At 46.6% G+C, this 23,461-nt stretch carries 23 protein-coding genes; 6 read left to right on the forward strand and 17 right to left on the reverse strand.

The window, feature by feature from the left end:
* Positions 1-247 precede the first annotated feature (247 nt).
* The 3 genes from pulA to BLW49_RS13805 all read left to right on the forward strand — a co-directional run bounded on the left by pulA (position 248) and on the right by BLW49_RS13805 (position 4,513).
* Positions 248-3,139 carry a type I pullulanase gene (gene pulA, locus BLW49_RS13795; protein ID WP_090725163.1) on the forward strand — a complete coding sequence of 964 codons (2,892 nt, stop codon included), beginning with the start codon at positions 248-250 and terminating at the stop codon, positions 3,137-3,139.
* Between the two features lie 246 nt (positions 3,140-3,385).
* Complete coding sequence (locus BLW49_RS13800; protein ID WP_076313424.1) at positions 3,386-4,012, forward strand: 50S ribosomal protein L25; 627 nt, start codon at positions 3,386-3,388, stop codon at positions 4,010-4,012.
* 258 nt (positions 4,013-4,270) lie between these two features.
* Positions 4,271-4,513, forward strand: coding sequence for a hypothetical protein (locus BLW49_RS13805; RefSeq protein ID WP_090725165.1), 243 nt, complete (start codon positions 4,271-4,273; stop codon positions 4,511-4,513).
* 124 nt (positions 4,514-4,637) lie between these two features.
* On the opposite strand, the gene BLW49_RS13810 is transcribed toward BLW49_RS13805, so the two are convergent.
* The 3 genes from BLW49_RS13810 to BLW49_RS13820 are packed head-to-tail and all read right to left on the reverse strand — an operon-like array spanning position 4,638 to position 5,775.
* Entirely contained in the window at positions 4,638-5,207 is a 570-nt protein-coding gene (locus tag BLW49_RS13810; RefSeq protein ID WP_090725167.1) for a manganese catalase family protein, read from the reverse strand.
* A 23-nt stretch (positions 5,208-5,230) separates the two neighbouring features.
* A complete protein-coding gene (locus tag BLW49_RS13815) occupies positions 5,231-5,497 on the reverse strand; it encodes a spore coat protein CotJB (protein WP_047913248.1) in 267 nt (88 codons plus the stop codon).
* 59 nt (positions 5,498-5,556) lie between these two features.
* On the reverse strand, positions 5,557-5,775 hold the full coding sequence (locus BLW49_RS13820; RefSeq protein ID WP_076313405.1) for a spore coat associated protein CotJA: 219 nt from the start codon (positions 5,773-5,775) through the stop codon (positions 5,557-5,559).
* A 314-nt stretch (positions 5,776-6,089) separates the two neighbouring features.
* On the opposite strand from BLW49_RS13820, the gene BLW49_RS13825 reads away from it, so the two are divergent.
* Positions 6,090-6,452, forward strand: coding sequence for an HIRAN domain-containing protein (locus BLW49_RS13825; protein ID WP_081872670.1), 363 nt, complete (start codon positions 6,090-6,092; stop codon positions 6,450-6,452).
* An 11-nt stretch (positions 6,453-6,463) separates the two neighbouring features.
* On the opposite strand, the gene BLW49_RS13830 is transcribed toward BLW49_RS13825, so the two are convergent.
* From BLW49_RS13830 to BLW49_RS13860, 7 genes are all read right to left on the reverse strand, one after another.
* On the reverse strand, positions 6,464-7,582 hold the full coding sequence (locus tag BLW49_RS13830) for a glycosyltransferase family 4 protein (RefSeq protein WP_177178739.1): 1,119 nt from the start codon (positions 7,580-7,582) through the stop codon (positions 6,464-6,466).
* Between the two features lie 205 nt (positions 7,583-7,787).
* Complete coding sequence (locus tag BLW49_RS13835) at positions 7,788-9,074, reverse strand: glycoside hydrolase family 27 protein (protein ID WP_090725171.1); 1,287 nt, start codon at positions 9,072-9,074, stop codon at positions 7,788-7,790.
* 132 nt (positions 9,075-9,206) lie between these two features.
* Positions 9,207-10,091 (reverse strand): helix-turn-helix transcriptional regulator, encoded by an 885-nt coding sequence (locus BLW49_RS13840; RefSeq protein ID WP_090725172.1) that lies wholly within the window; start codon positions 10,089-10,091, stop codon positions 9,207-9,209.
* Between the two features lie 128 nt (positions 10,092-10,219).
* On the reverse strand, positions 10,220-11,284 hold the full coding sequence (locus tag BLW49_RS13845; protein WP_090725174.1) for an aliphatic sulfonate ABC transporter substrate-binding protein: 1,065 nt from the start codon (positions 11,282-11,284) through the stop codon (positions 10,220-10,222).
* A gap of 20 nt (positions 11,285-11,304) precedes the next feature.
* Positions 11,305-12,153, reverse strand: coding sequence for an ABC transporter permease (locus BLW49_RS13850; RefSeq protein WP_090725176.1), 849 nt, complete (start codon positions 12,151-12,153; stop codon positions 11,305-11,307).
* A 317-nt stretch (positions 12,154-12,470) separates the two neighbouring features.
* Positions 12,471-13,673, reverse strand: coding sequence for an enoyl-ACP reductase FabV (gene fabV, locus BLW49_RS13855; protein WP_090725178.1), 1,203 nt, complete (start codon positions 13,671-13,673; stop codon positions 12,471-12,473).
* Positions 13,674-13,776: 103 nt separating this feature from the next.
* Positions 13,777-14,367, reverse strand: coding sequence for a TetR/AcrR family transcriptional regulator (locus BLW49_RS13860; protein WP_090725179.1), 591 nt, complete (start codon positions 14,365-14,367; stop codon positions 13,777-13,779).
* Between the two features lie 360 nt (positions 14,368-14,727).
* On the opposite strand from BLW49_RS13860, the gene BLW49_RS13865 reads away from it, so the two are divergent.
* Positions 14,728-15,495, forward strand: coding sequence for an SDR family NAD(P)-dependent oxidoreductase (locus tag BLW49_RS13865; protein ID WP_076313398.1), 768 nt, complete (start codon positions 14,728-14,730; stop codon positions 15,493-15,495).
* Between the two features lie 78 nt (positions 15,496-15,573).
* Here BLW49_RS13865 and BLW49_RS13870 read toward each other — a convergent pair whose 3' ends face one another.
* The 7 genes from BLW49_RS13870 to BLW49_RS13895 all read right to left on the reverse strand — a co-directional run bounded on the left by BLW49_RS13870 (position 15,574) and on the right by BLW49_RS13895 (position 22,426).
* Positions 15,574-16,383, reverse strand: a complete 810-nt coding sequence (locus BLW49_RS13870) for a VOC family protein (protein ID WP_083655899.1) — start codon at positions 16,381-16,383, stop codon at positions 15,574-15,576.
* 214 nt (positions 16,384-16,597) lie between these two features.
* A complete protein-coding gene (locus tag BLW49_RS13875; protein WP_076313397.1) occupies positions 16,598-17,626 on the reverse strand; it encodes a hypothetical protein in 1,029 nt (342 codons plus the stop codon).
* Between the two features lie 13 nt (positions 17,627-17,639).
* Positions 17,640-17,975 carry a PadR family transcriptional regulator gene (locus BLW49_RS13880; RefSeq protein ID WP_076313396.1) on the reverse strand — a complete coding sequence of 112 codons (336 nt, stop codon included), beginning with the start codon at positions 17,973-17,975 and terminating at the stop codon, positions 17,640-17,642.
* A 226-nt stretch (positions 17,976-18,201) separates the two neighbouring features.
* Entirely contained in the window at positions 18,202-19,038 is an 837-nt protein-coding gene (locus tag BLW49_RS13885; protein ID WP_076313395.1) for a YitT family protein, read from the reverse strand.
* 248 nt (positions 19,039-19,286) lie between these two features.
* Positions 19,287-21,290: an acyltransferase family protein gene (locus tag BLW49_RS13890; RefSeq protein ID WP_090725181.1), complete on the reverse strand. Its 2,004-nt coding sequence runs from the start codon at positions 21,288-21,290 to the stop codon at positions 19,287-19,289.
* Positions 21,283-21,414, reverse strand: a complete 132-nt coding sequence (locus BLW49_RS29205; RefSeq protein ID WP_256209754.1) for a hypothetical protein — start codon at positions 21,412-21,414, stop codon at positions 21,283-21,285. The genes BLW49_RS13890 and BLW49_RS29205 overlap by 8 nt, the downstream gene beginning before the upstream one ends.
* A gap of 121 nt (positions 21,415-21,535) precedes the next feature.
* Positions 21,536-22,426 (reverse strand): LysR family transcriptional regulator, encoded by an 891-nt coding sequence (locus tag BLW49_RS13895; RefSeq protein WP_076313393.1) that lies wholly within the window; start codon positions 22,424-22,426, stop codon positions 21,536-21,538.
* Between the two features lie 112 nt (positions 22,427-22,538).
* Between BLW49_RS13895 and dapA the strand changes: the two genes are divergently transcribed.
* On the forward strand, positions 22,539-23,417 hold the full coding sequence (dapA, locus tag BLW49_RS13900) for a 4-hydroxy-tetrahydrodipicolinate synthase (RefSeq protein WP_076313392.1): 879 nt from the start codon (positions 22,539-22,541) through the stop codon (positions 23,415-23,417).
* Positions 23,418-23,461 lie beyond the last annotated feature (44 nt).

Consider the following 23,461-nt stretch of genomic DNA (forward strand, 5'->3'; position numbering starts at 1 on the left):
AGCTCTGCTCATTTCTTTCTCGTTTGGGCGGTTATAGTTTCTCTATGAAAGTGGCATAAATGATAGTAATGACGATAGAGTCATTACTCTGTAGTTTATATATTTGAGGATTTGGTTTATTAAATCCTCAACAACTTTGAATCGATCACCGTGTGCAGGGAGAAGCAGGCGAGTCTAAGAGTCATAACGCACAAACGGGTAAGACTGCAGGGTCCGTACATTATTACAATCACGGGCGGTGAGCTTGATGCAGGATTTGAATAACGTTTATTATGACAAACATGATCTCGGGTTGATTTATACACGTGAGAGCAGCGCTTTTAAGATTTGGGCTCCTACAGCGTGCAAGGTTGAAGTGGTTCTCTATGAAGATGCGGGTCAGTATGATGCTAACGGCTTGGTTATGAATCATGAGGGTGGAATGGCTTATGTCATGAATCAGATGCAGGCAGGTACATGGGGGCTTACACTTCAGGGAGATTGGGAAGGGAAATTCTATATGTACAAGGTCAGTTTCTCAGACGGACAGGTACATTATGCAGTAGACCCTTATGCAAAAGCAGTTGCTGCTGGAGGCGCGCGCACAGCAATCATTGATATGAGCAAGACCGATCCGGACGATTGGGAGGATGATGTGCGTCCCCCGCTGATCAAGTCAACGGATTCCATCATTTATGAGCTTCATGTCCGGGATTTCTCGATGGACGAGGAATCACCTTTTCAGAAGAAAGGGCTTTACAGTGCTTTTTCGGAAGAGGGCTTAACCGATCGAGAGGGACATCGTATTGGAATAGACCATTTGAAGGAGCTTGGGGTAACCCATGTCCACCTGCTTCCGGTGTTTGACTTCAAGACGGTTAATGAATTAACCGTGCATGATGCAGAGGCAGCAGATAACAAATACAACTGGGGCTATGATCCGCAGAACTTCAATGTACCCGAGGGCTCCTATTCGAGTGATCCTTCCAATCCATATACAAGAATTCGAGAGTTCAAGGAAATGATTCGTGCCCTGCATCGCTGCGGCATTCGGGTCATTATGGACGTCGTATACAACCACACCTATGGCGTGGACGATGGACCTTTTGACGGCATTGTACCGGGGTATTATTACCGTAGAAATGGTCACGGATTTCTGTCCAATGGTTCAGGTGTAGGAAATGAGCTGGCAACAGAAAGACCGATGGTTCGAAAATATATTAAGGACTCTGTTCGATATTGGACGGAGGAGTATCACATTGACGGCTTCCGCTTTGATCTCATGGGGCTTATCGATACACAGACGATGACGGAAGTTACGGCAATGCTCAGACAGGAGCTGGATTCTTCGATCCTGGTATACGGCGAGCCTTGGACTGGCGGCGATTCACCGCTTCCGGACAAGACGCTTAAGGGAGTACAGCGAGGCAAAGGCTTTGCGGTATTTAACGACCATTATCGTGCGGCGGTCAAGGGTGACAGCGATGGTGCTGGAAGCGGATTTGCGACAGGCTGGTGGGGAGTGGAAGGTGCGGTGCTGGCTGGAGTGCAGGGAGCGATACATGACTTTGCGTATTCACCGGCGGAGACGATCAATTATGTGACAGCTCACGATAACCTGAATCTCTGGGACAAAATTGTCACATCCCAAGGCATCAGAGATCTGCTAGCCTTTCCTGAATGGAGGGATGGCCGTCCAACGAGCGGAATCAGTGCTGCAGAGGCCGTCAAGCATGCGGATCCTTATCGTCATGTAGATCCAATGAACTTGTTAGACAACGATACGGTAAGACGTTCCCTGCTTGCGAATGGTGTAATTCTCACTTCACAAGGGATTCCTTTTATTCATGCAGGGGATGAACTGCTCCGCTCCAAATTTGGAGACCATAACAGTTATCGGAGCGGAGATGCAGTGAATGCGCTGAGGTGGAGTAATAAGGCGAGGTTCCGTCCCGTATTTGATTATTATAAGGGGCTCATTGCGCTTCGGAAAAAGCATGCTGCCTTTCGTTTGGAGCATCGGGATCAGGTCGAGCAGTATTTGAAAGTGCTTGAGTGCGGTAATGGGGTTCTGGCCTATATGCTGGAAGGCTATCGAGCAGGCGATGCATGGAACCGGATCATTGTTATCTATAATGGGAAAGAGCAGGACGAAATTATAGCCGTACCACAGGATACTTCCTGGAACATCGTTGTCAGTGATCGTGCAGCCGGTGAGAAGGTGCTGGCGCAAGTGACTTCGCAGGTTGTCGTCCCAAGGCTGTCCATGATGGTGCTCTATGATCGAATGAGCGGGATCGAAGTGCCTGTGCTGTCTTCCATTGAAATTATGACCAATAGAAGAGCGGTGGCAGCAGGAGAACATTTTCAATTCGAAGCGGTTTATCGAGATCAGCACGGCAAGCGAATGGACGGAATTACAGCGGTCTGGCGCTCCTCGGATGAACGAGTAATCCGGGTAAGACAGACGGGCAAAGCGAGCAGTCTCATGAATGGACAATGCTTCATCACTGCAGCTCATGGAGAAATATCCGGGGCGGTTCAGATGTGGGTCGATGATCTATATCCTGCCCGCATTGAAATCGCTGTCGACAAATCCATCTATGCCACTCAGACGTATCGTCCTCATGTAACGGTCTGGAACCAATATGAAGAAGTGATGGCAGGTGCTCCTTATACGCTGGAGACAACGACACCCCGAGTGATTGCGCTGGATAATGGCAAAGTCAAAGCCATACGACCCGGCACAGCAGTGGTGGCTGCAACTGCAGGTGAGGTCAGGGCAGAGCATCATTTTCAAGTTCAGCCGTATTATGTGCGCACGGTGGAAATAGAATATTCCCGGCCAGATGGACATTACGAAGGCTGGAACGTCTGGGTATGGGGCACGGGTATCCACGACGGCAAAATCCCTTTACATGCTGAAGGTGGTCATTCTGTGAAGGCAAGGATTAGAGTGGCACCCGGCATTAAACGGATCGGGTATATCATTCGGTTGAATGAGTGGGAGAAGCGCGAAGGGGATCGTGATTACTTCATAGATATCCCGCCTTCTCCTGCGAACGAACGAATCAAGGTTCATGTACACAGCGGGACAAGAGAAGTGGTCGTTGCCGTCGGTGGTCAGAAGATACGCTTGCATGGACTTAGCAGTGCATGATGATGGGAATAGAAATGCTGGATTTAATAAGTCGTTATTGTGGGAAAAATAGTGGCGTTTATGTAATGACACGTGAAGTTCAGGCTGTCGAGAGAGACTCGGCAGCTATTTTTATTTCTTTTTATGAGCAAATCGAGATTCAATCCCGTTCATAGGGGGTAGTTATACATATGGCCCTGATTCTATTTTGTTATTTGTTATTGGGGGCAAATTCGAACCATGGACTTGTAAGGAGGATGTTTAGATATGAAATCCAACGGAGAAACGGTCCAACTAATTGCCGAGCAAAGGACACAGAAAAAAGGTTCAGGTTTACGAAATCTAAGACAGAGCGGGCGCGTTCCGGCTGTTGTATACGGACAGCAATTTGACAGCATTCCGATTCATGTGGATGCGAAGGAATTCTCCCGCGTATCCCATACGGGACGCTCCGAGCTGTTCGAGCTGAAATTGGACGGCAAAACGGTGCCGGTGCTGATCAAGGATATGCAGAAACAAAACGATCGACTGCTTCATGTTGACTTTATAAAAATTGCCAAAAATAAACCAATTCAGGTCTCGATCTCAATCGATTTCCAAGGTACAGCGGTGGGCTCCAAGGCAGGCGGCGTATTCCAGACGCTGTTGACAGAGCTCGAAGTCGAAGGATTGCCAAATGATCTTCCAGCTGTCATTGAAGTGGATATCTCCAAGCTGGAGGTAGGGGACAAGCTGGCTGCATCCGAAATTGGGTTGCCGAAGGGCGTGTCGCTCGTTACACCTGAAGATACACTCGTTGCTTCTGTAGGGGTATTGCGTGCAGCGGATACGGATACAGGCGAGGCAGCTGAATCTAGCGCTGACGAAGAGGTAGCGGCTTCCGAAGAAAAATAATGATAAGTTGAATAAAATATAGAGTAAGCTCGAGGACTCTGCGCATTTGAATGCGCAGGGTCCTTTTTGCCGTCTGCAAGCTAAAAAAACTTGCGATATACTATTCTCAATTAATAGTCTTTATTATGTTGTTTATTTACCAAGGCGATATTTAAACGAGTTAGTGGAGTGATTGAATTATGCGAAAGAAGAAAGTGAATATCGGAGATGTATTTGTAATCCAATTTGGTATTTATTGAGGATGGGTATTGGACTATATTGGGAAATGCTGAACTACCTGTTGATTTAGCTTTACCTGAGTATTATATACGAGAGGGCCTTGATGATTCCGAACTAGTTACTGCAGAAGAAGATTATGTCCGTATTGCTACAGAAGAAGATCTGAAAAAATACACGAGAAATGCAACGTATACTCCTGGCGTTCTTGAAGATATTCTGAATGCTATTGTCGATGGAGAAGACTGGAAAGAGGAGTATGGGGATGTAGTATACAAACCATAAATGATTTTCTATTCTGAAAATCACTAGATCAAATTTTTTACTGTTCCGTTTGATTTCCAAACCAAACAACCTTAGTCCATATGAAATGCGGACTCAGGTTGTTTTAATTTGCTTATTATTATCGCTAAAAGTACTTCTGATGACTCCGATCATCCTTAATGATCTCAACGGCTTCACGGAAGCGCTGGGAATGTACGACCTCCCGCTCTCTGAGGTACTTGAGACCGTCCTGCAGGTCCACATCATCGGTCATGTCAATGAGCCACTGATAGGTCGCCCGCGCCTTCTCCTCAGCAGCAATATCCTCATACAGATCAGCAATCGGATCACCCTTGGCCTGAATATAGGTAGCCGTCCACGGCACGCCGGAGGCATTCTGGTAGAACAAGGCATGATCGTGATTCACGAAGTGATCTCCAAGTCCAGCCGCCTTCATCTGTTCTGGTGTCGCATCCTTCGTTAGCTTGTAAACCATAGTGGCAATCATCTCTAGGTGGGCAAACTCTTCAGTTCCGATATCCGTCAGCAGTCCGATGACTTTGTCGGGAATGGTGTACCGCTGATTCAAGTAACGCAGCGCTGCAGCCAGTTCTCCGTCAGCACCTCCGTATTGCTCAAGCAGAAATTTGGCCATCATGGGATCGCATTTGCTTACGCGAACGGGATATTGCAGTTTTTTATCGTATACCCACATGGTATGAATTTGCCTCCTTTACGTTAGACTTGCCATGGCCAAGGGGATTTGGCCCATTGCCAGGAAGACTGCTGTGCTCCGCTTTGACCGTATTGAAGCAGGGGACCGTACAGCGCCTCAAACTGATCGGCCAGCTCTCTTCTCGTTTTGGCATACAGATTGAACTGCTCAAGTGCAGCAGGGTCATCGGGGTGCGTATCCAAATACAAAGTCAACTCGACAAGCACAAAATCCAGCGCCTGCAGCTCGTGCAGCAATTTGTAATAGTTCTCGTCAACCGTATGGTTCACATCTACTCGCCCCTTTCTTATCAGGTTGTTGCTCGGGTCCAGTGCAAGAGTTGCTCTAGTTACTTGCTCTTTGGCGGATCATACGGGCTATATAGTGCTTTCCACAACGTACCGTATTTCAACGCGTCAAATGCACTGAACTGGGGCAGGTTAGGCGGCTGAAATCCTAGATATAGATTGGGCGGTGTGCTGTAGTATTTCACACGAATCGGGGGGCACGGATCAAACGGACCAACAAAGGGCTCATACGATTTAAACTGTGAGTGGGAAGAATTCATGAAGCTTGATCAACACCTTTCTCTAAAGTAGAGAGCAATGGAATCTGTAAGATGTATATGCCAGTCAGTTTTGTCCACATACGTATAATAAAAAGGAATGAACTATTTGCGTATTTGCGAAAGTTTAACATGGTAATACGATAAAATATGAAATACAAATTCCGTATCTGTTATATAATATCAGGTCTTAAGGTCCGTATTTTCGATTTATATTTTTATAAAATAGTTCAAAAGTTTTGTTTTTTCTGTAAAAAAACCTAAAACGGTTACCGATAAACTTATCATTGACTACTACGAGCAAAGGAGGTATTTACGTGCATAAAAAAGTTTATGCCGCAATAACAGATATGAAGAACCATCGGTACTCCTCTAAATTACGAGTAGGAGAGCCTGTTTTTCTAATTAAAGATCCAGATAACTTGTCCGACTCTGAAGCGATTCGCGTTGTTCTGCCTCCTCATGGACAAATCGGTTATATAGCAAATAGTCCGGAGATCGTACCTAGAGGCTGCTGCAGCGCAGGAAGAATTTACGATACCTTCAAACAGCAGACACTGGGTATAGTACAGTTTATTTTTCAAGATATGGCGATTATCGAGCTTAGAGAAGTGACCTCTATGCCAGGGGCGGAAGAGAAGGAAGTCTTCATTATGTATCGAACATCCGAAAGGATCTAGAGATTGAAGCCTTATCCTTCGTTGCCCGTTAAGTGCTGGTAGGTGGTTTCCAGCCGCGAAGCTGTTGCTTGCCAGGTATAATGGAGCAGTGCTTTCTCTCTCCCGTTTGCTCCCATGGACTGAGCCAGCTCAGGGTGCTTAGCAAGCCTAGCAAGCCGATTAGCAAAGCCAAGCGGATTCTTATAATGTGTAACTAAAAATCCGTCATGACCATCTTCGATGATTTCACGGATCCCTCCATTTTTGGAAGCAATGACGGGGATACCGGAAGCCAGCGCCTCTACGTTAACCAGTCCAAACGCTTCATGCTTCTGAGAAGGGCATACAATGCAGTCTGCAAGCGGGTACAGCTGGTGGATTTGTTCATGCTGAATTTCACCTAGAAAAAGGAGCTCAATTCGTAGTGCTTTGGCAAGCTGTTTAAGTCGCGCAGGATAGGCTGCGTTCTTGCTCTTGCCGGCAATGATGAGCCGGGTCCTGATGGAAGGCTGTATTCGATAGAGGGCCCGCAGGATAACCGGAATTCCTTTTTGAGGGATGACTCTGCCAACAAACAGTACATTAAAACGATCTCGGGATATACCGTAGCGCTTCATATGAACTTGTTTTTCTTCCATAGTTAGAGGCTTGAAGCGATGAATATCGACGCCCAAAGGTATCGTTATGATGCGATCGGAGGATAGAGAGAATCGGCTTATAATCCGTCTTTTCAAAGAGCGGCTGTTTGCGATAATAAGATCGGCTTTTTGTAGAAGGGAAGAGATCGAAGCGGACTTTGGGATAAAGGTCATGGAGTGGAGAAAGAGAGCTACGGGTTTATCCGGAAAAGCCAGTTTAATCTTTGCCATGCAGCGGGGACGGTTATCTACTTGAATGAGATCCACATGATCCAGCGTTTGGATGCACTTAATTACCTCTGCTGCATAATCCTTTCTACTGAGAGCGGGTACTCTTTTGATGACGAGATGATCATTCATAGATGTCTCAAGAGGAAGCTGCGGTGTTAATTTGCTAATTATCGTAATTTGATGGTGTACCGAGAGCTCCCTGGCGATGGCGAGCATGCAGATTTCTACAGAACCGCTTCCCGGCAGGGGGAATTGCTCAGGGCTAACCATCACGATATGCATGTATATTTGCTCCTTTCCGTTTGTCATCTCTATAAAAACGAGTCGAAGAGATATGGCTCAATCCTGAGTTATATATATGCTGCCAGGCAATGAGGAGTTAGTAAATCGGGCAGACATCAGAGCGAATTCCAAGGGACAGTAAGAAAACCGTACCCCTCATAACTCATAGGGAGCACGGTTCTTTCGTGTGTGAATTGTTTCTTATTTAAAAGGAGATTCGGTATAATACCGCACCATGGGCGGGAACTTCCGCTTTAATGACTCCGGTCTCAGAACGTGTCCCACTTCCACTCCACAGATCCACAAGCTCTACATCCTGACCCTGAATACCCAACGCGTTGAGACTAACGACGATTTCATTCGCCGTTTCCCCGATGTTAAACAATGCAGCATAAACGATATTGTCACCTTCCTGCCCGGACCATACGATGCTATGCTCTGAACGGCTAATCTGTTTAGCATCATGACTGTGCTGGTGCATATGAAGTACTTCTTGATTCGTGATCAGGGATAATGTCCAGTCATCGTTGTCGCGCAGTTCCCCGCCAAACATAAGCGGTGAGCGGAAGATAGACCATAAGGTCATCATCGTAATCTGCTCGTCTTTGGTAAATCGGGTCCATCGGTCACTTCCTCCGCCATCCACTGAGCGAATTCCGATATGACCGAGCGGCAGCATATCACAATCCGGCCAGTTGCCGGGAGCAGGACGGCCTTCCCAGGCCTTGCAGCGATCAAACATATCCAGCAGCAGGCTCCAGTGATCCCAGAAATCATCGGTCATTCGCCACATGTTGGCGTACTGCTCAAGATATTCGGCATGCTCTACTTTAGCAGGACCCGGTGAGAGACTAAGTACAATATCCCGACCGCAATGCTCAATCGCATCATGAATCAGCTGGATCTCCGGGAGGTGAGGTTCATACAGGCGAGAGGCTGCGATATCGTCGACTTTAACAAAATCAACGCCCCATTCTGCATACAGTTCAAACAGTGAGCGATAATAGGCGGCTGCGCCTTCCTGCGAGGCATCGACACCGTACATATCCGTATTCCAGGGACAGATAGAGTTCGGATGCGCGATCTCTCTTGCATTCTGCTCGGAGCCCTTGATCTTCGTTGCCGCGTGAGCAGCTTGTCTGGGAATTCCCCGCATGATATGAATTCCGAATTTGAGTCCAAGGCTGTGCACATAGTCTGCGAGCGGTTTGAAGCCAGCTCCGCCCTGTGCAGAAGGGAAGCGATTGACGGCCGGCATCAGACGTGAATATTCATCCATTTCAAGCGGGACAAATTTCCGGTAGATGGATGAATTGGCATGCGGCTCATACCACTGTATATCGACAACAACGTATTCCCAGCCATAAGGCTTTAAGTGCTTGGCCATATATTCCGCATTGCCTCTGATCTCGGCTTCTGTGACTGCTGCTCCGTAACAATCCCAGCTGTTCCAGCCCATAGGCGGTGTCTTGGCATAATCTCGATGTGACATATTGATCTTCTCCTTTGCCTCTCTCATGTATTGAAATCTAAATAATAAAAAATAGCTCTTATTCAATATTGTAGAAGGCAGGGAGTACAGAAATCTATAATAATAAAACGTGTTTAATAGTAAAATATTGCTCTAATCAAAGAAGAGGCGGTCATAATTTAACCGGTGGTCTCGTTCACGGAACGATCCTGGGGTTTGTCCCGTTTTGTGATGAAAGACTCGAATGAAATAGCTGCTGCTCGAAAAACCGACTGCTTCAGCGACCTGTGCAACACTCAAATCAGGTCTTCTGAGCAGTTCCACGGCCCTTTCGAGTCTGACTTTGTTTAGATATTCATTTGGAGTCATACCCACCGTACGAGAGAAGAGTCTGAGCAAGTGATACTTGGAGATGTGGAGCTCACTTGCAAGCTGATCCAGGCTGATCATCTGGTCGTAATTGGACTCGAGATAATCTACAGCAAGCCGGATGCTGTCCGGCCAGCCGTCACGATGCTTGTGCTCATGACTCGCATATCTGCTGAGCTCGAGTATAAATTGATACACCAGTGAGGATGCATGGTAAGGATCTGTAATTCGTCCAGCTCTTGCTTCTGTATATATTTCACGCAGCAGCTTTACCGGACGGCTTACCGGAGGAAGCGAGGGGACGCTGCCGAGCTTTTGCTTTATTTCTTCCCAGAACGGGGCAATCAAGGCAGGACGGATTAACATGAAATAAAATTCCCACGGTTCATTTCCTTCACTCCAATAATACTCGTGAGTACCCGGAATATCCGCTAGAAAAGCACTGCCAGAAGTCATTTCGAAGGCTTGTTCATTTAATCTGAACATACCTTGGCCTTTAGTGGTGTATTGGATTAGAAATAACGGGCCGTCCGTACGCTCCAGCCCATTCCAGTAGTAATCGGCATGGTTGATCTTGTCGTAGCCAACCGCATAGAGGTAGCAGAAAGGATGCTGTAGAGCTTCTGTGAAGCGGAACCCATAGATGCCATAAGGTTTATCTGTTTTCATCAGGTGCCTCCATTGTCATGGAAATACCCCTGCTGTCTTTAATGTGCAGGGGTGAACATACATGATCCTATTTTAAGGGAATGGAAGAAGAAAACAAATGGGACTGAAGCGAATTGCTCTTTACCTCTTTAATTTGTATCTGTTTCTAGCTTCCCTTCCTCTTTAAGCTCCTTAAGTGCCTGTTCAATATATTTGTTCTCAAGGACTAAGGAAGTGTCGAGCTGTTTGTCGATCGCATTAATGGAATAGAGGAAGTCTGCCTGCTCCTGATGTGCGGCTGCAAATTCAGGTGTAATTGGGGACAGGAGAGAGGTGTTGTTATTCATAATTTTCACGAGCATGTCTGCGTCTACGTTTTTTGTTTGTCCAAAATGGGCGGCAACCTCCTGGGTATGACTTTCATAATACTGCCTTAGCTGTTCGTAGGTCTTGAGGAAAGTCACGGTCAGCTCCGGATGAGTCTCGATGAAGCCGGTGCGTGCGATGAGAAAACCGGGTGCTAATAGGTTTAATTGTTCACCGTCAACAAGAACCTGCGCGCCTGTCTGCGTGGTAGCTGTAGTCACATAAGGCTCCCAGACAGACCATGCGTCCACTGCTTTGGAGTCGAGGGCAGGCCTCGCTTCATCCGGCTGAAGCTGGATCAGCTCGATGTCATCTCCAGTGAGTCCCACGGTATTAATGACCTGGAACAGAAAATTGTAGGCACTGCTGCCTTTGGCTACGGCAATTTTCTTGCCTTTCAAATCCTCGATGCGCTGGATATTACTGCCCTCAGGCACGAGAATGGCATTTCCTTTCTTACCGTCACCGGTGACAGCTATCGCTTTAAAGTCAATCCCACCGGTCTGACCTGCAATGACAGGCGTACCGCCTGTACTGCCAAAATCCAGTCTGCCTGATGCGAGTGCTTCAAAATGGGGTGGGCCGCTCGCGAACTCATGCCATTTGACCTCGGCACCCACCTGTTCAAATGCTTTTTCAAAAGCCTTCGTGTCTCTTGCATAGGAGAAAATGCCGGTGGCTCCTTGAACTCCAATATTGATGACAACCTTATCTCCGGGGCTGACGGCTCCTGCCACATCGCCAGTGCTGCCGCCCTGATTGGCACAACCACTCAACATGAGCAGGACCATGAGCGCTGCCAGTAAAATGGTGATACTGTGTCGTTTTTTCTTTAATTGTTCAGACATCGTTATCGAGCTCCTCTCATTTATCCATTGAAGCTGTCCCGCCAGCGAAGCAGCCTTCTTTCTAAGTACCGGACGAAGGAGTCCGTAATTTTTCCTACTGCCGCAAAGATGATAATGCCGACAAACACCACAGACGTCTGTGTGAATTGACGTGCATCCTGTATCATGTATCCGATTCCCTCACTTGAGCCCATCAGTTCAGCCACAACAAGTCCCAGCCAAGCAACGCCGAGAGATAAACGAAGCCCTAGCAGGATGTTAGGCAGTGCAGCGGGCAACACGAGCCGGATCAACTGCTTGAAATGACTGAACTCAAGCACCTTCGCAACCTCAAACAGCTTAAGATCGACTCCGCGAATACCTAGAAAGGTATTTACATACATCGGGAAAAAGGCGCCTTTGGCAATAAGCAATATTTTGGAGGTCTCCCCAAAACCGAACCATAGAATAAATAACGGAGTGAGTGCCAAATGGGGGATCATGCGCAGCATTTGAAAGGTGGGGTCTAAGGTCTGCTCGAACCGGCGCAGGAAACCGACAAGGGTCCCGAATAAGAGACCTAGCCCAGCACCCAACAGAAAACCGCTTGCTGCTCTAGCGATACTGATTTGCATGTGACCAAACAGCTCGCCCGAGATGATCAGGTCTCTGAAGGATAAGGCAATTTGCAGCGGGGTAGGGAGCATGGTGCTTGAGATCCAACCTAAGCCCCCTGCGATCTGCCATAGAATCAGAATGGAGCCTGGAACGAGAAAGCCTAACAGAATGGAGCTGAGATGACTTGTTCTTGAAGCTTTAGCCTTAGAGTGCTTATTGCTTGTGGCTGCAGGCTTTATTTTGGTGCCTAAAGACTTTCCTTGCTCAATCATAAGCTGACCTCCTTAGTGGGGTGGATGATGGGACATACAGTGTGTGGGGAAAAATGGGTACAAAAAAGAGGCATCTTCATATATCGAAAATGCCTCCGTTTGTACGGTAGACGGTGAGAACAATGTCAAAACATATAATTCCCATCGAATTGATATGTTATTGAGGTAAATCATACCAATGGATATGGAGCATGTCAATCCTTATTTTCATATGAAATTCATCACTTGCTATACATCGATATGGAATCGGCATGCAAAAAAAGCCCCTGGATCATGATCCAGAGGGGCCGGTTGTGGGTTACAAAGCACTTGCGAGCTTATTCTACTTTGTAGGCACCAGGTATTTGGACGTCTGGATTTACATCGCTCTCATAGTCGACACCATCCATCTCGAATCCAAACAGCTGGAAGAACTCTTGGTTGTATCCCTTCAGGTCTGAAATGTCATAGATGTTGTCACTGTTGACCTCAGACCAGATGCGAAGAACCTCTTCCTGTACATCTTCTTGCAGCTCCCAATCATCGATACGAATACGTCCTGCATCATCAACCAGAGCTGGCTCGCCATGATACAGACGATCTGCAAATAAGCGGTACATCTGTTCAATGGTACCTTCATGCAATCCTTTTTCCTTCATCACCTTGTACAACGCAGATACATACAGAGGAACGATCGGGATTGCCGAGCTGGACTGGGTCACCAGCGCCTTGCTTACAGCAACATAAGCTCGTCCGCCCGTACTGGACAGCTCCTCGTTCAGCTGATGTGCTGTCGCCTCCAGATGATCCTTCGCCTTACCGATGGATCCTTCACGGTAAATAGAACGGGTAATTTCAGAGCCGATATAGGAATAGGCAATAGTCGTGGCATGGTCTGCCAGAACTCCTCCGTCCTTCAGAGCCTTAATCCACAGCTTCCAATCATCACCGCCCATTACCGTTACGGTGTTACGCACTTCTTCCTCAGTTGCAGGCTCAATGGTGACTTCTGTGACTTCACCGGTATGGAAGTTAACCGTTTTGTTCGTGAACGCTTCTCCGATCGGTTTGAGCACAGAGTTAACCATTTCACCGGTAGCAGGGTCCTGGCGTCTTGGCGCAGCTACACTGTATATGACAAGATCAACCTGTCCCAATTGCTCACGAATGACCTCTACTGTTTTTTGTTTTGTTTCATCTGTGAAGGCATCTCCGTTCACGCTGTATGATTTAAGTCCAGCGGCGTTTGCAGCCTGTTCAAATGCAGCGGAGTTGTACCAGCCCGCAGAAGCCGTTCTTTTCTCACTTCCTGCACTTGGACGGTATACTCCGATCGTGTTCGCACCTGCACCAAAGGCAGCAACGATGCGGGAGGACAGGCCGTAGCCTGTAGAAGCACCAAGTACAAGTACGTTCTTCGGTCCACCATTAATTTGCGGCTGAGCCTGTACATATTTAATCTGCTCCTCCACCTGCCGTGCGCATCCTACTGGATGTGCGGTTGTACATATAAAGCCGCGTGTTCTAGGTTTTATAATCATATTCGTAATATTCCTCACTTTCACTTCGTTAGACATATCTTGGCCTGATATCTAGATCAGCCACACCCTATTGTAACAATTTTTCAAGAAAGTAAAACCTTCTTCATCGATTCTTGAACTCAATGTAATTCAGATTTTGATTCGTTTGAATCATCACCTGCTCTGCCATATAGCTGGCTGAGTATTTAAAGTCGGTTTCTGCCCAGTACATAATAACACCTACAAAAGCTGACATGCGGTAGCTGAGCATGATCTCATAGTCTATTGTTCTTGAGGAATCGTCCATCACAATATGCATATCATTCCTCATGGCATCTTTCAGTAGATTGTAGATATCGTATGACAGATCGTTGCTGACAGAGAGAAGGGCTTTGAACTGATCCTTGTGATGCTCAATATGCTCCAATAGACGTAGCGTAGAAGGGTAAATCTTGTCCGCATCAACCCGCTCCATACCTTGATAAGGAGCAAGCAAAGCGATTGAAACCCCTTGCAAAAACTCTCCTTTGATATCTCTAAGCAAATCCTCTTTATCTATATAGTGGTTATAAAATGTTCCACGATTGTAGTCTGCACGGCTGGCAATGTCCATTATCGTGGTAGCCTCATATCCTTTTTCAAGCACCAGCTCGATAAAAGCGACTTTAAGGGCAAGCCGTGTTCGTTTGCTTCTTCTGTCGTTCGTATCTTCCATTTACCTGTAGACTCCTATCCTATTCGTACATAATTAAATCCGTTTCATAACATATTAAAAGGTAGTGTGAGATGGATTACGTTGTTAATTATTATATCGTAAGTCTTCGTGGTTCCCAAATTACGAGAAATTGAACATGTGGAACGTGCGTGTCCAATTTCTAATTGTAAATTTAACAGTTAAATTTTATGTGTCGATTAGATGACAATTTTGTGAATACTGATTATTGTCCTTCTTTTTGGAGAGGTGTACGATAAACAGGAAGTGAGTTACTAACTAAAAGATTCAAGCTTTACAACTGTATGCCATCCTTCGTGGATGCTGCAGCTATTATTTCATAGAAAAGGAAGCGAATATACAATGAGTCAATCACAAGCAAAAACAGCCATTGTTACAGGAGCAGCAGGCGGTATTGGTAAAGAACTGGTACGTCGTTTGGCAGAGCGCAACATTAACGTAGTTCTCGTTGACCTCAAAGAAGAAGCAATTAAAGCAACGATTGCAGATTTGGGTCTTAACGATTCCAACTCTCTGGCTGTTGCAGCCGATGTGTCCAAAGAAGAAGATGTGCAAAATTATGTGAACAAAGCCGTTGAGAAGTTTGGCACTGTTGACTATTTTGCAAACAATGCGGGTATTGAGGGTCCTACAGCAACAATCGATGAGATGAGTGTACAAGCCCTTGACCTCGTATATAACGTCAATGTTCGTGGGGTATTCCTTGGTCTGAAATATGTCATTCCAGTGATGAAAGAACAAAATTCAGGCGCAATCCTGAATACTTCATCTCTAGCAGGCCTCATGGGAGCTCCAGGTATGTCTCCTTACATTATGTCCAAGCATGCTGTCATTGGTCTTACTCGTGTAGCAGCTAATGAGCTGGCTTCATTCGGAATCCGTGTCAATGCGGTTCTTCCAGGTACGATTGCAACACGTATGATGGAGCAGATCGAAGCAAACTCCGGTGCAGCTGAAGAGTACAAAAAAGCGAACGAAGCTGCTACTCCGATGGGCCGTTACGGCAAGCCGGAAGAAGTGGCAGCGGTAATGAACTTCCTGCTGTCTGATGAAGCTTCCTTCGTTACAGCATCTCTATACACCGTTGACGGCGGTATGGTCGGTCAATAATAAGGCAGAATATTCAAGAGCCTGAACCATTATGGTTTCAGGCTCTTTTTTTGCTGTTCAGGAACAAAATTCTAATTATTATTTCATACATGCTATAACGATGCGGTTTCCATCTGGATCAATTACGGCAAATTCGGATAAATCCTCGAAGTGATTCGGTTCACCTGCCACTTGAAAGCCTTGATCCAGGACGTATTGATAGGAGGCCTCTATGTCGTTTGTTTCGAAGTAGAAGAGCTCTGTAAAATCTTCCTGGCGCAAAGAGCGATGCTGATCCAGAAGCAGTACCGGCCCGCTTGTCATAGGAACGCTGTAAATGGGTCCATCCGTGTTCTTGTCGTCATAAGGCAGACTGAACAGCGCTGTATACCAGCGGACAGCGGACTTCATATCGGTGACATCGACAAAGACACCACCAATTCGGGGAAGGATTGGACTGACACCATCAGCGGGGTTCCATGCGTCTGTCTCAGTGGAATCCGTATTACGGCTTACCATGAGTGTATTTCCATCGGAGTCACTGAAGTTGAAATAAGCCATTGGGCCATGATGATAGGGCTTGGAGTATGTCGCAGCCTGCTGCTCAGCATGTTCGTAAGCCGCATCGATATTGCTGCAGGCGAGCATGAAGCGAGGCTTCATCTCTTCACGCCACTCCGGATTTTTTCGATTCTCGGTGTTGGAGTCCAGAATCAGGTGAGCCTCCGGCAGATCAAACCAATACACAGGTCCCGAGCTCAGACGATCTTCCCTAATTGGAAGGCCCAGCAATTGACTGTACCACTCAGTTGCTCTTCGTACATCTGAAACATGAACAAACAGGCTGGTTATCTGGTTTTCTATCGGTTTAATGACATTTTGCGTGTGTGCCGTGTGATAATTGCTCAAGTAGAATCAACTCCTTATCGAATATGAGAGATGCCGATATGCCTTGAGAATCTGACAGGGAATATTATTCGCCTACTGGATATTAATTCCTGCTCATAACCGCTTGAAATGGTAAAAAAAATCAATTAACAATGCCGATAACGAATCCGTCGTAACCTTTGCTTCCTACAGTTTGAACGGCGCCCTAATCTTATAGAACGTAAAAAAACCGTGCTTATGCACGGCCTGTGAACTTTTTGCTGCGGCTCCATTTGTAGATTTCGCTTCCCAAGTCGACTAGGCTGATGATGGCTATAAGATAGATCAAGTTCTGACTTAGTCCTGACCATAGGCTGGAGACGATCTCATGGCTTTCTTCTCCGGGAATAATAAGGCCCGCGGCTTCCAGTTGACTAATGAATGATGCATTCCAGAACGAAGTATCCTGAAGCATAATCCAGGCGAGGACAAATGAGAGCACACTGAACAATATATGGTAGGCGAGAAGAGAAGTCGTCTTTTTGCGGAGAATCAGTTTAAATATTTCCCCCAAAATGCCTACGGCTCCTAACAGCCAGATGAAAGGTACATACTTCTCAATTCCGGCTGAGCTGATGAACGGAATGGAGAAGAAGCCCTGATCACTAATTCGGTACACAGCAAGTAACTCCACATTTAAGGCAAACAGTGCCGTAAACAAAGTAATGAAAATGATACTGGCAATCGGGTCTGACTTTTTGATCTCTGTACCGTGATCAGGCAAAGCCTGCAGATCTTTCGGATTCCATTCTTTCATCGAATTTTCGTTGTTTGGTGAAGTCGATTTTCTCCGCTGCCTGTATTCAATGAGTGCAAATATGACCGTAACCCATGCGATGGCTTGAGAAATAGAGATGAAAATATCAACGAGGAGATGGGTGAAGTGGTCCAAAATATGGCCAGGCGTCATGATGGCTTCAATTATGGTGAATATACTGAGTGCGATCAACAAAGAAGCAAGAACAACTTTCATGACGGTCATGTAACTAGAATACAACGCTGGACCAATGAGATAGCGTTCGCCCGCGTATCTTGCAGCCATCACCTCCGGATGTCCCAGTTCTTTCAGAACGCTCTCTACCTGTTGGTCTGTAATTTCATCTGATGCAGCGTGTTCCTCCAGCATATCTTCAATCAGTCCATGCAGCTCCTTCGATATGTCTGCTCTAAGTTTCTCGGGCAGTCTCTGTGTGACTGCGTACACATAACGCTCAATAAGTTCCATTTTCTTATCCTCCTTAGGTTTCAATAATGTTCTTCATACTCTCAGTCAGTGACAACCATTCCCGGCATACTCCATCATAGACGTCCTGACCGAACGGAGTAATGGTATAGTACTTCCGGGGACGGGTTTCATTCGTATCCCAGCTGCTCATTAGAAGCTCTTGTTTCTCTAGTCTGCGAAGCAAGGGATATAGTGTGCCGGGATCAACAGACAGCCCTTTGTCCTCGAGCACACTGACGAGCGAATAACCGTATTGCGGTTCTGACAACTGGCTGAGTACGGCGATAATGATGCTTCCTCGTCTAAGTTCGCTTAGTAAATTCTGTATCGTTTCTGTTACATCATTCATTTATCATCAACTCCTGATCACATTATACTGTATGACACACACTATTGTACATAGCAAAATAATATTTATTTTAAATTATTGGCTGAAAGCTAGTCTAATAATCATATTTCTTTAAAAATGTTCACAAGAAGCGGAGAATTGACTTTAACCGACGTAAAACGTTGTATCCATTAGGAACTAAAAAAACCGCGCTTATTCAGCGCGGCTGTCAGGATGTTATACTTATTTATTTGGAAATATCAATAAACCCTTCTCCGAATACGTCACGAACATCGTGAATCGTTACAAAAGCGGAGGGATCCTCGGATTTTACAATTTTCTTCAGCATCGACACTTCCTGCTTGCTGATCACGATATACAGAATTTCCTTCTCCTGACCGGTGTAGTAGCCGTAGCCTCGAAGCACGGATACACCACGGTCCATAATATCGGTCACCTTCGAAGCAATTGCATTATGCTTGGCTGACACGATGGTAACGGCTTTTTTCGGATTGAGCCCTTCAATAATGAAATCCATCGCTTTGGTACCGATATATAGGATTAGGATGGTGAACATGAAATTCTCAATACCGATGACAAAGATGGAGAGTATCGCCACAATAATATCGAAAAAGAGCAGCGCGTAACTAATGTTCCAATCTAGATATTTGTTAGCTAGACGTGCCAGGATCGTTGTCCCGGCCGTGGTCCCGCCAACACGTATAATTAGTCCGATACCGAGGCCAGCGAGCAGTCCGGCAAATATGGCATTCAGTACCGGCTCGTCAGCCGGAATCGACCAGTCCTCAGTCCAGTACAGGAACAAGGAATTAAACGCAACGACAATAATGGTGTAATAGGTTGTCTGCTTGTCGAGCAGCTTGTAGCCGATTACGAGCAGAATGCCGTTGATGACGAAGCCGACCAGGGCAGGCGACCACTGAAACAAATAATAGAGAACGATCGAAATCCCCGTAACGCCGCCTTCTCCGAAATCATTGGGAATGACAAACAAATTGACTGCTAGCGCGAAGATAAATGCTCCTGCAAGCAGCATGACCATATCATACATTCTTTTTTTCATAACAAACCCTCCATGAATCTAATGCATTAAAAAACTTGGAAATGAATTCAATCACACAAAAAAAGCGATTAAAGGAGGAAAAATCCTTTAATCGCTTGATGCAAATCTGTAAGATTGCGCAGCTCTTTTAAGAGATAAATCAGACACCAATCACGTACTGTTGGTCAATTACTATCTTATTATAGGGGGCAGACCCCTGATTTGTAAACATAATTTGTATGGTAAGGATGCATTCAAAATATCTTCATTTAACCAAGTACACTCATAATTAGACGAGTATAAGCTTCAGCACCCGCAGGCTCCAGGTGAACACCATCTTCTCTAAAATATTCGGGATGATCCTTGCTGGCTTCGTGCCAATCGATGATTGTCGTATTCGAATATTTGCTTCCGATCTCGGACAGCATCTTGTTTACGTTCTCCTCCCAATCCTTGGGTACTCTCGTGTTCACGAGAAGGACTTGTTCGGCGGATTGAAGAGAGTCCAGCAGGGAGGTCAGGCTCTTCTCCGAAAAAGCACCATTCGTGCCAAGTCCAATAATGACGGTGCCGGATAGACGATCCTTCGCTTCAAGTGCCGGGAGTAGATCAGCTGCATGGCTCATCTGTCTTCCGATCTCTGCATCCACAGTTATACCCGGAAGCAGCTTCTCCAGGCAGGGAGTTACTCCGACCATTACTGAATCACCAATGGCCGTAATGGAAGCGCCGGACATCGGCTTCACTTGATGATCTGCCGGTGTATCCTTTATATCCTCCGGGGCTGTATCCTTTTCAGCATCATTGTTCCCGTTCTTCTCCGGATCTGAAGCTGTTGCAGCTTCGCCATTGGATTCTCCATCGTTAGGTTCTTTAGCATTGGGCTCTTCAGCATCGGGCTCTCCACCATTGGGTTCTTCAGCACTTGGCTGCTCTCCATCTGTCTGCTCTTCATCCGGAACAGGTTCCTTCTCCTGTTGTTGGTCAGGGGCCGGCCCTGCATTCTCCGGAGAAGGAAATTCAGAGAAGACTCCGTTTGCTTCTTGTTTCTTCGCATCCGATATATTCATCGTCATTCCGATACAAAAGATGCCGATGAACAGAAGTGAGCTGCAATAGACAGCAAGACGTCTTGGTGTAAATACACAGCTTCGACGCTTCGGATGCCGTACATCATGCCACCATACACGAAGAGCGCCTTCACGTATCGGTTGTTCAATGTACTTCCAGGACAGAGAGGCCAGAATGACGCTTGCAGCGACCTGCAGAAAGGTATAAAAAGCTCCGATTCCTTCCGGATTCCCTCCGGGACTCGTCAGAATCAGTACAGGATAATGCCACAAATAGATGCCATAGGATCGAATCCCGATCCAGCGCAGGGGTCCTGCTCCAAGGACTTTGGCAAGCAGGGAAGCCGGGTGCGCCAGAACGGCTACTAGAACAGCTGCTGCAATCGAGAAGAGGAGCATCCCGCCGTTATACAGCCATGACGCGTAGCGGTCAGTGCTCCACATCATATATAGCACGAGCAGCAGCGCACCTATGCCTGTTAGATCCAGACCCAGCTGTGCCACCCTCTGGACTCTGCCAGATAACTTGTAGCTGGGCCACACAATGGCAAGGGCAGCACCGGACAGCAGCCCGAATGCCCGGGTATCTGTTCCGAAATAGACTCGGCTTGGATCCGAACCCGGCTCATGAAGCAGGGCCATGAGAAGCGCCGACAATGCAGCCAGCGTACAAATAAATACAAACATCTGGCCTCGTTTTGGAAACCATTTGAGTCCAACCAGCATAAGAAGCGGCCATAGGAGGTAGAACTGCTCTTCTACGGCCAGGGACCACATATGTCCAAGCGGAGAGGGCGGACCAAACGATTCGAAGTAGGATATATCCTGGAAAATAAATTGCCAATTGCTTATGTATGTAACGGCAGCAACAACGTCATAACGCAAGGAAGCGAGCCGAGAAGTATCAAATAAGGTCATCCACACCACGGTCATAAGGAGCATGATCAGCATCGCGGGCAGAAGTCGCCTGAACCTCCTATACCAGAATTGCTTCAGATCAATTCTCCCATGATGATGCCACTCTATGGCGAGGATGTTCGTAATTAAATAGCCGGATAATACAAAGAAAATGCTGACACCTAGAAATCCACCAGGAGCTTCATCAAGCCCCCAGTGGTAGCACATAACGCCAAACAGCGCCAAGGCTCTGAGTCCATCCAGCCCCGGCATATACCGGGAGCCTGTTTTTATCGATTTAGGCATGAGATTTCACCTCAGCCTTGCACACATGCTGCAGATTCTGGTCTGGACACGGAGTCATCTCCGCATAGCTCATATTCACAAACGTCTGGGTGTGTGGAGTCAAGTAAGTGGTCATTTGGAACATGCGAAAACCTTTCCTTTCACAAACAATTTCAATAGGTTAATACTAACACTACAGCAAAATAAGGAAATGACAAAAAGGTAAAGTACAGGTCACATTGTTGAAGTCAAAAATGAGACCAGAATTATAATGATATCAGCTCCTGATCTGGCTTCAAGAGGGAAATAAATTCCATCAGGCTGTTTGATATCCACTTCTTAGGATGAATCACCAAATACATATACAGCTTGATGTCCGAATGAGCAAAAGGAAGGACACTCAGCTCCTGTCTCTGTATCTCATCTCGTACAACCATCTCAGGCAGCAGCGCAATCCCGTCACCTGCCATGACACAGCGTTTAATGGCTTCCGGGTTACCCAGCTCCAAGCGGACATTGAAAGGGATGCCATGTGCTCGCAGTACCTTTTCCAGCATAATCCGATAATTGCAGCTGGCTTCCGCCATAAACCAGTCCGTATGCTTCAGATCGTTAATTTTAATCTGGGTCAACTGTAGTAGGGGGTTCTTTGGACTCGAGACGAGTACAAGCGGCTCTTCTCTGATCACAATCGTGTTTAGGGTTGGTTCCGGCAGTGTATTTCCGAGAATCAGCCCGATATCGAATTCCCCTTCCTTAACCTGATCCAGGATATAATCCTCACGATCGGCTTGCAGCCTTATATTCATCTCGGGGTAAGACTCCCGTATCGTCTGAATGACCTGTGGTAGGAAATAGGAGGCGATGGAATCAATTGTACCGATAGATAAAGTCCCGCCGCCTTGCATGGCCAGCTTTTCTTTGGACTGATCGTACAGCTCGATAATCTGGACGGCAATCTTCAGGAGCTCTTCACCGGACGAAGTGAGACGAAGTGTTTTGCCGTGGCGTTCAAACAATTTGACATTGTATTCCTTCTCCAGCTTCTGAATCTGGGTCGTGACGCTGGATTGGGCATAGCCGAGCTCTTCTGCCGCTCGGGTGAAGCTTTGACGCAGGGCGACCTGCCGAAATGTTTTGAGATATATAAAATCCATGAGCCCACCTCATCAATAATATTGATAACACATATCAACTATTATAGATAACAGTGATGCTGCACGCTATGATAAATTAAAATAAATACAACGTATTGGAGGCAGCTGTAACATGTTAAGCGAGCAAAACTTGAAAGGCATCTACGTACCTGTCGTTACTCCATTCCAAACTAATCATACCCTTGATCTAGCCTCATTTGAATCCTACTTAAAGCACCTTTTGGTCCATGATATTAATGGCCTTGTCATCAACGGAACGACTGGAGAGTGTCCAACGACCAGCTGGGAAGAGGTCACGAGCCAAGTCGAAATAGCGAAGATTGTAATGAAGCAACTGAATAAAACGGTTCCCATTGTCATTGGCACCGGAACCAATGACACACTCTCATCGCTTAAGCGGACAGAGCGTGCAGGAGAGCTGGGCGCAGATGCAGTCCTTGTAGTAACTCCATACTACAACAAGCCGACCGGCAAGGGAGTTGTAGCACATTTTAGTAAAATAGCGGAAGCTGGCGTCCCTGTGATTGCTTATGAAATTCCAGGCCGAACGGGAATCCGATTATCCGTGGATACAATAAGAGAAATCCTTGATATCCCGCAGGTCATCGGATTGAAAGACAGCTCGGGCGGTGTAGAGCTGGTCTCAGAGCTGTCTCGGTATGGATCGAAGCCGGTGCTCTGCGGCGAGGATCTTCTGTTCCACGCTTCTCTGAGCCAAGGGGCAAGTGGAGGGATGCTGGCATCAGCCAACCTGAATACGGCGACATTCATTGATGTATACAATCGGTACATGAGCGGTGAGATCTCCGAATCGAAGAAGCAGTTTGATGAGCTGGTTCCTATGATCCGTCTGTTGTTCGAGCAAGAGCCGAACCCGGCTCCGCTGAAATGGATCTTATCTGAGCTCGGCTGGATCGAGTCTGACTCGGTTCGCCTGCCTCTGCTTCCGATTTCTGATCCATTGAAGGCAGAAATCAAGAAGCATATTTAACTTAAACGCGTAAAAGGGGTGCAGCCTAGGAGAGGCTGTACCCC

The sequence above is a fragment of the Paenibacillus sp. PDC88 genome (genome assembly GCF_900106725.1).
In the GTDB taxonomy this organism is placed as follows: domain Bacteria; phylum Bacillota; class Bacilli; order Paenibacillales; family Paenibacillaceae; genus Paenibacillus; species Paenibacillus shunpengii.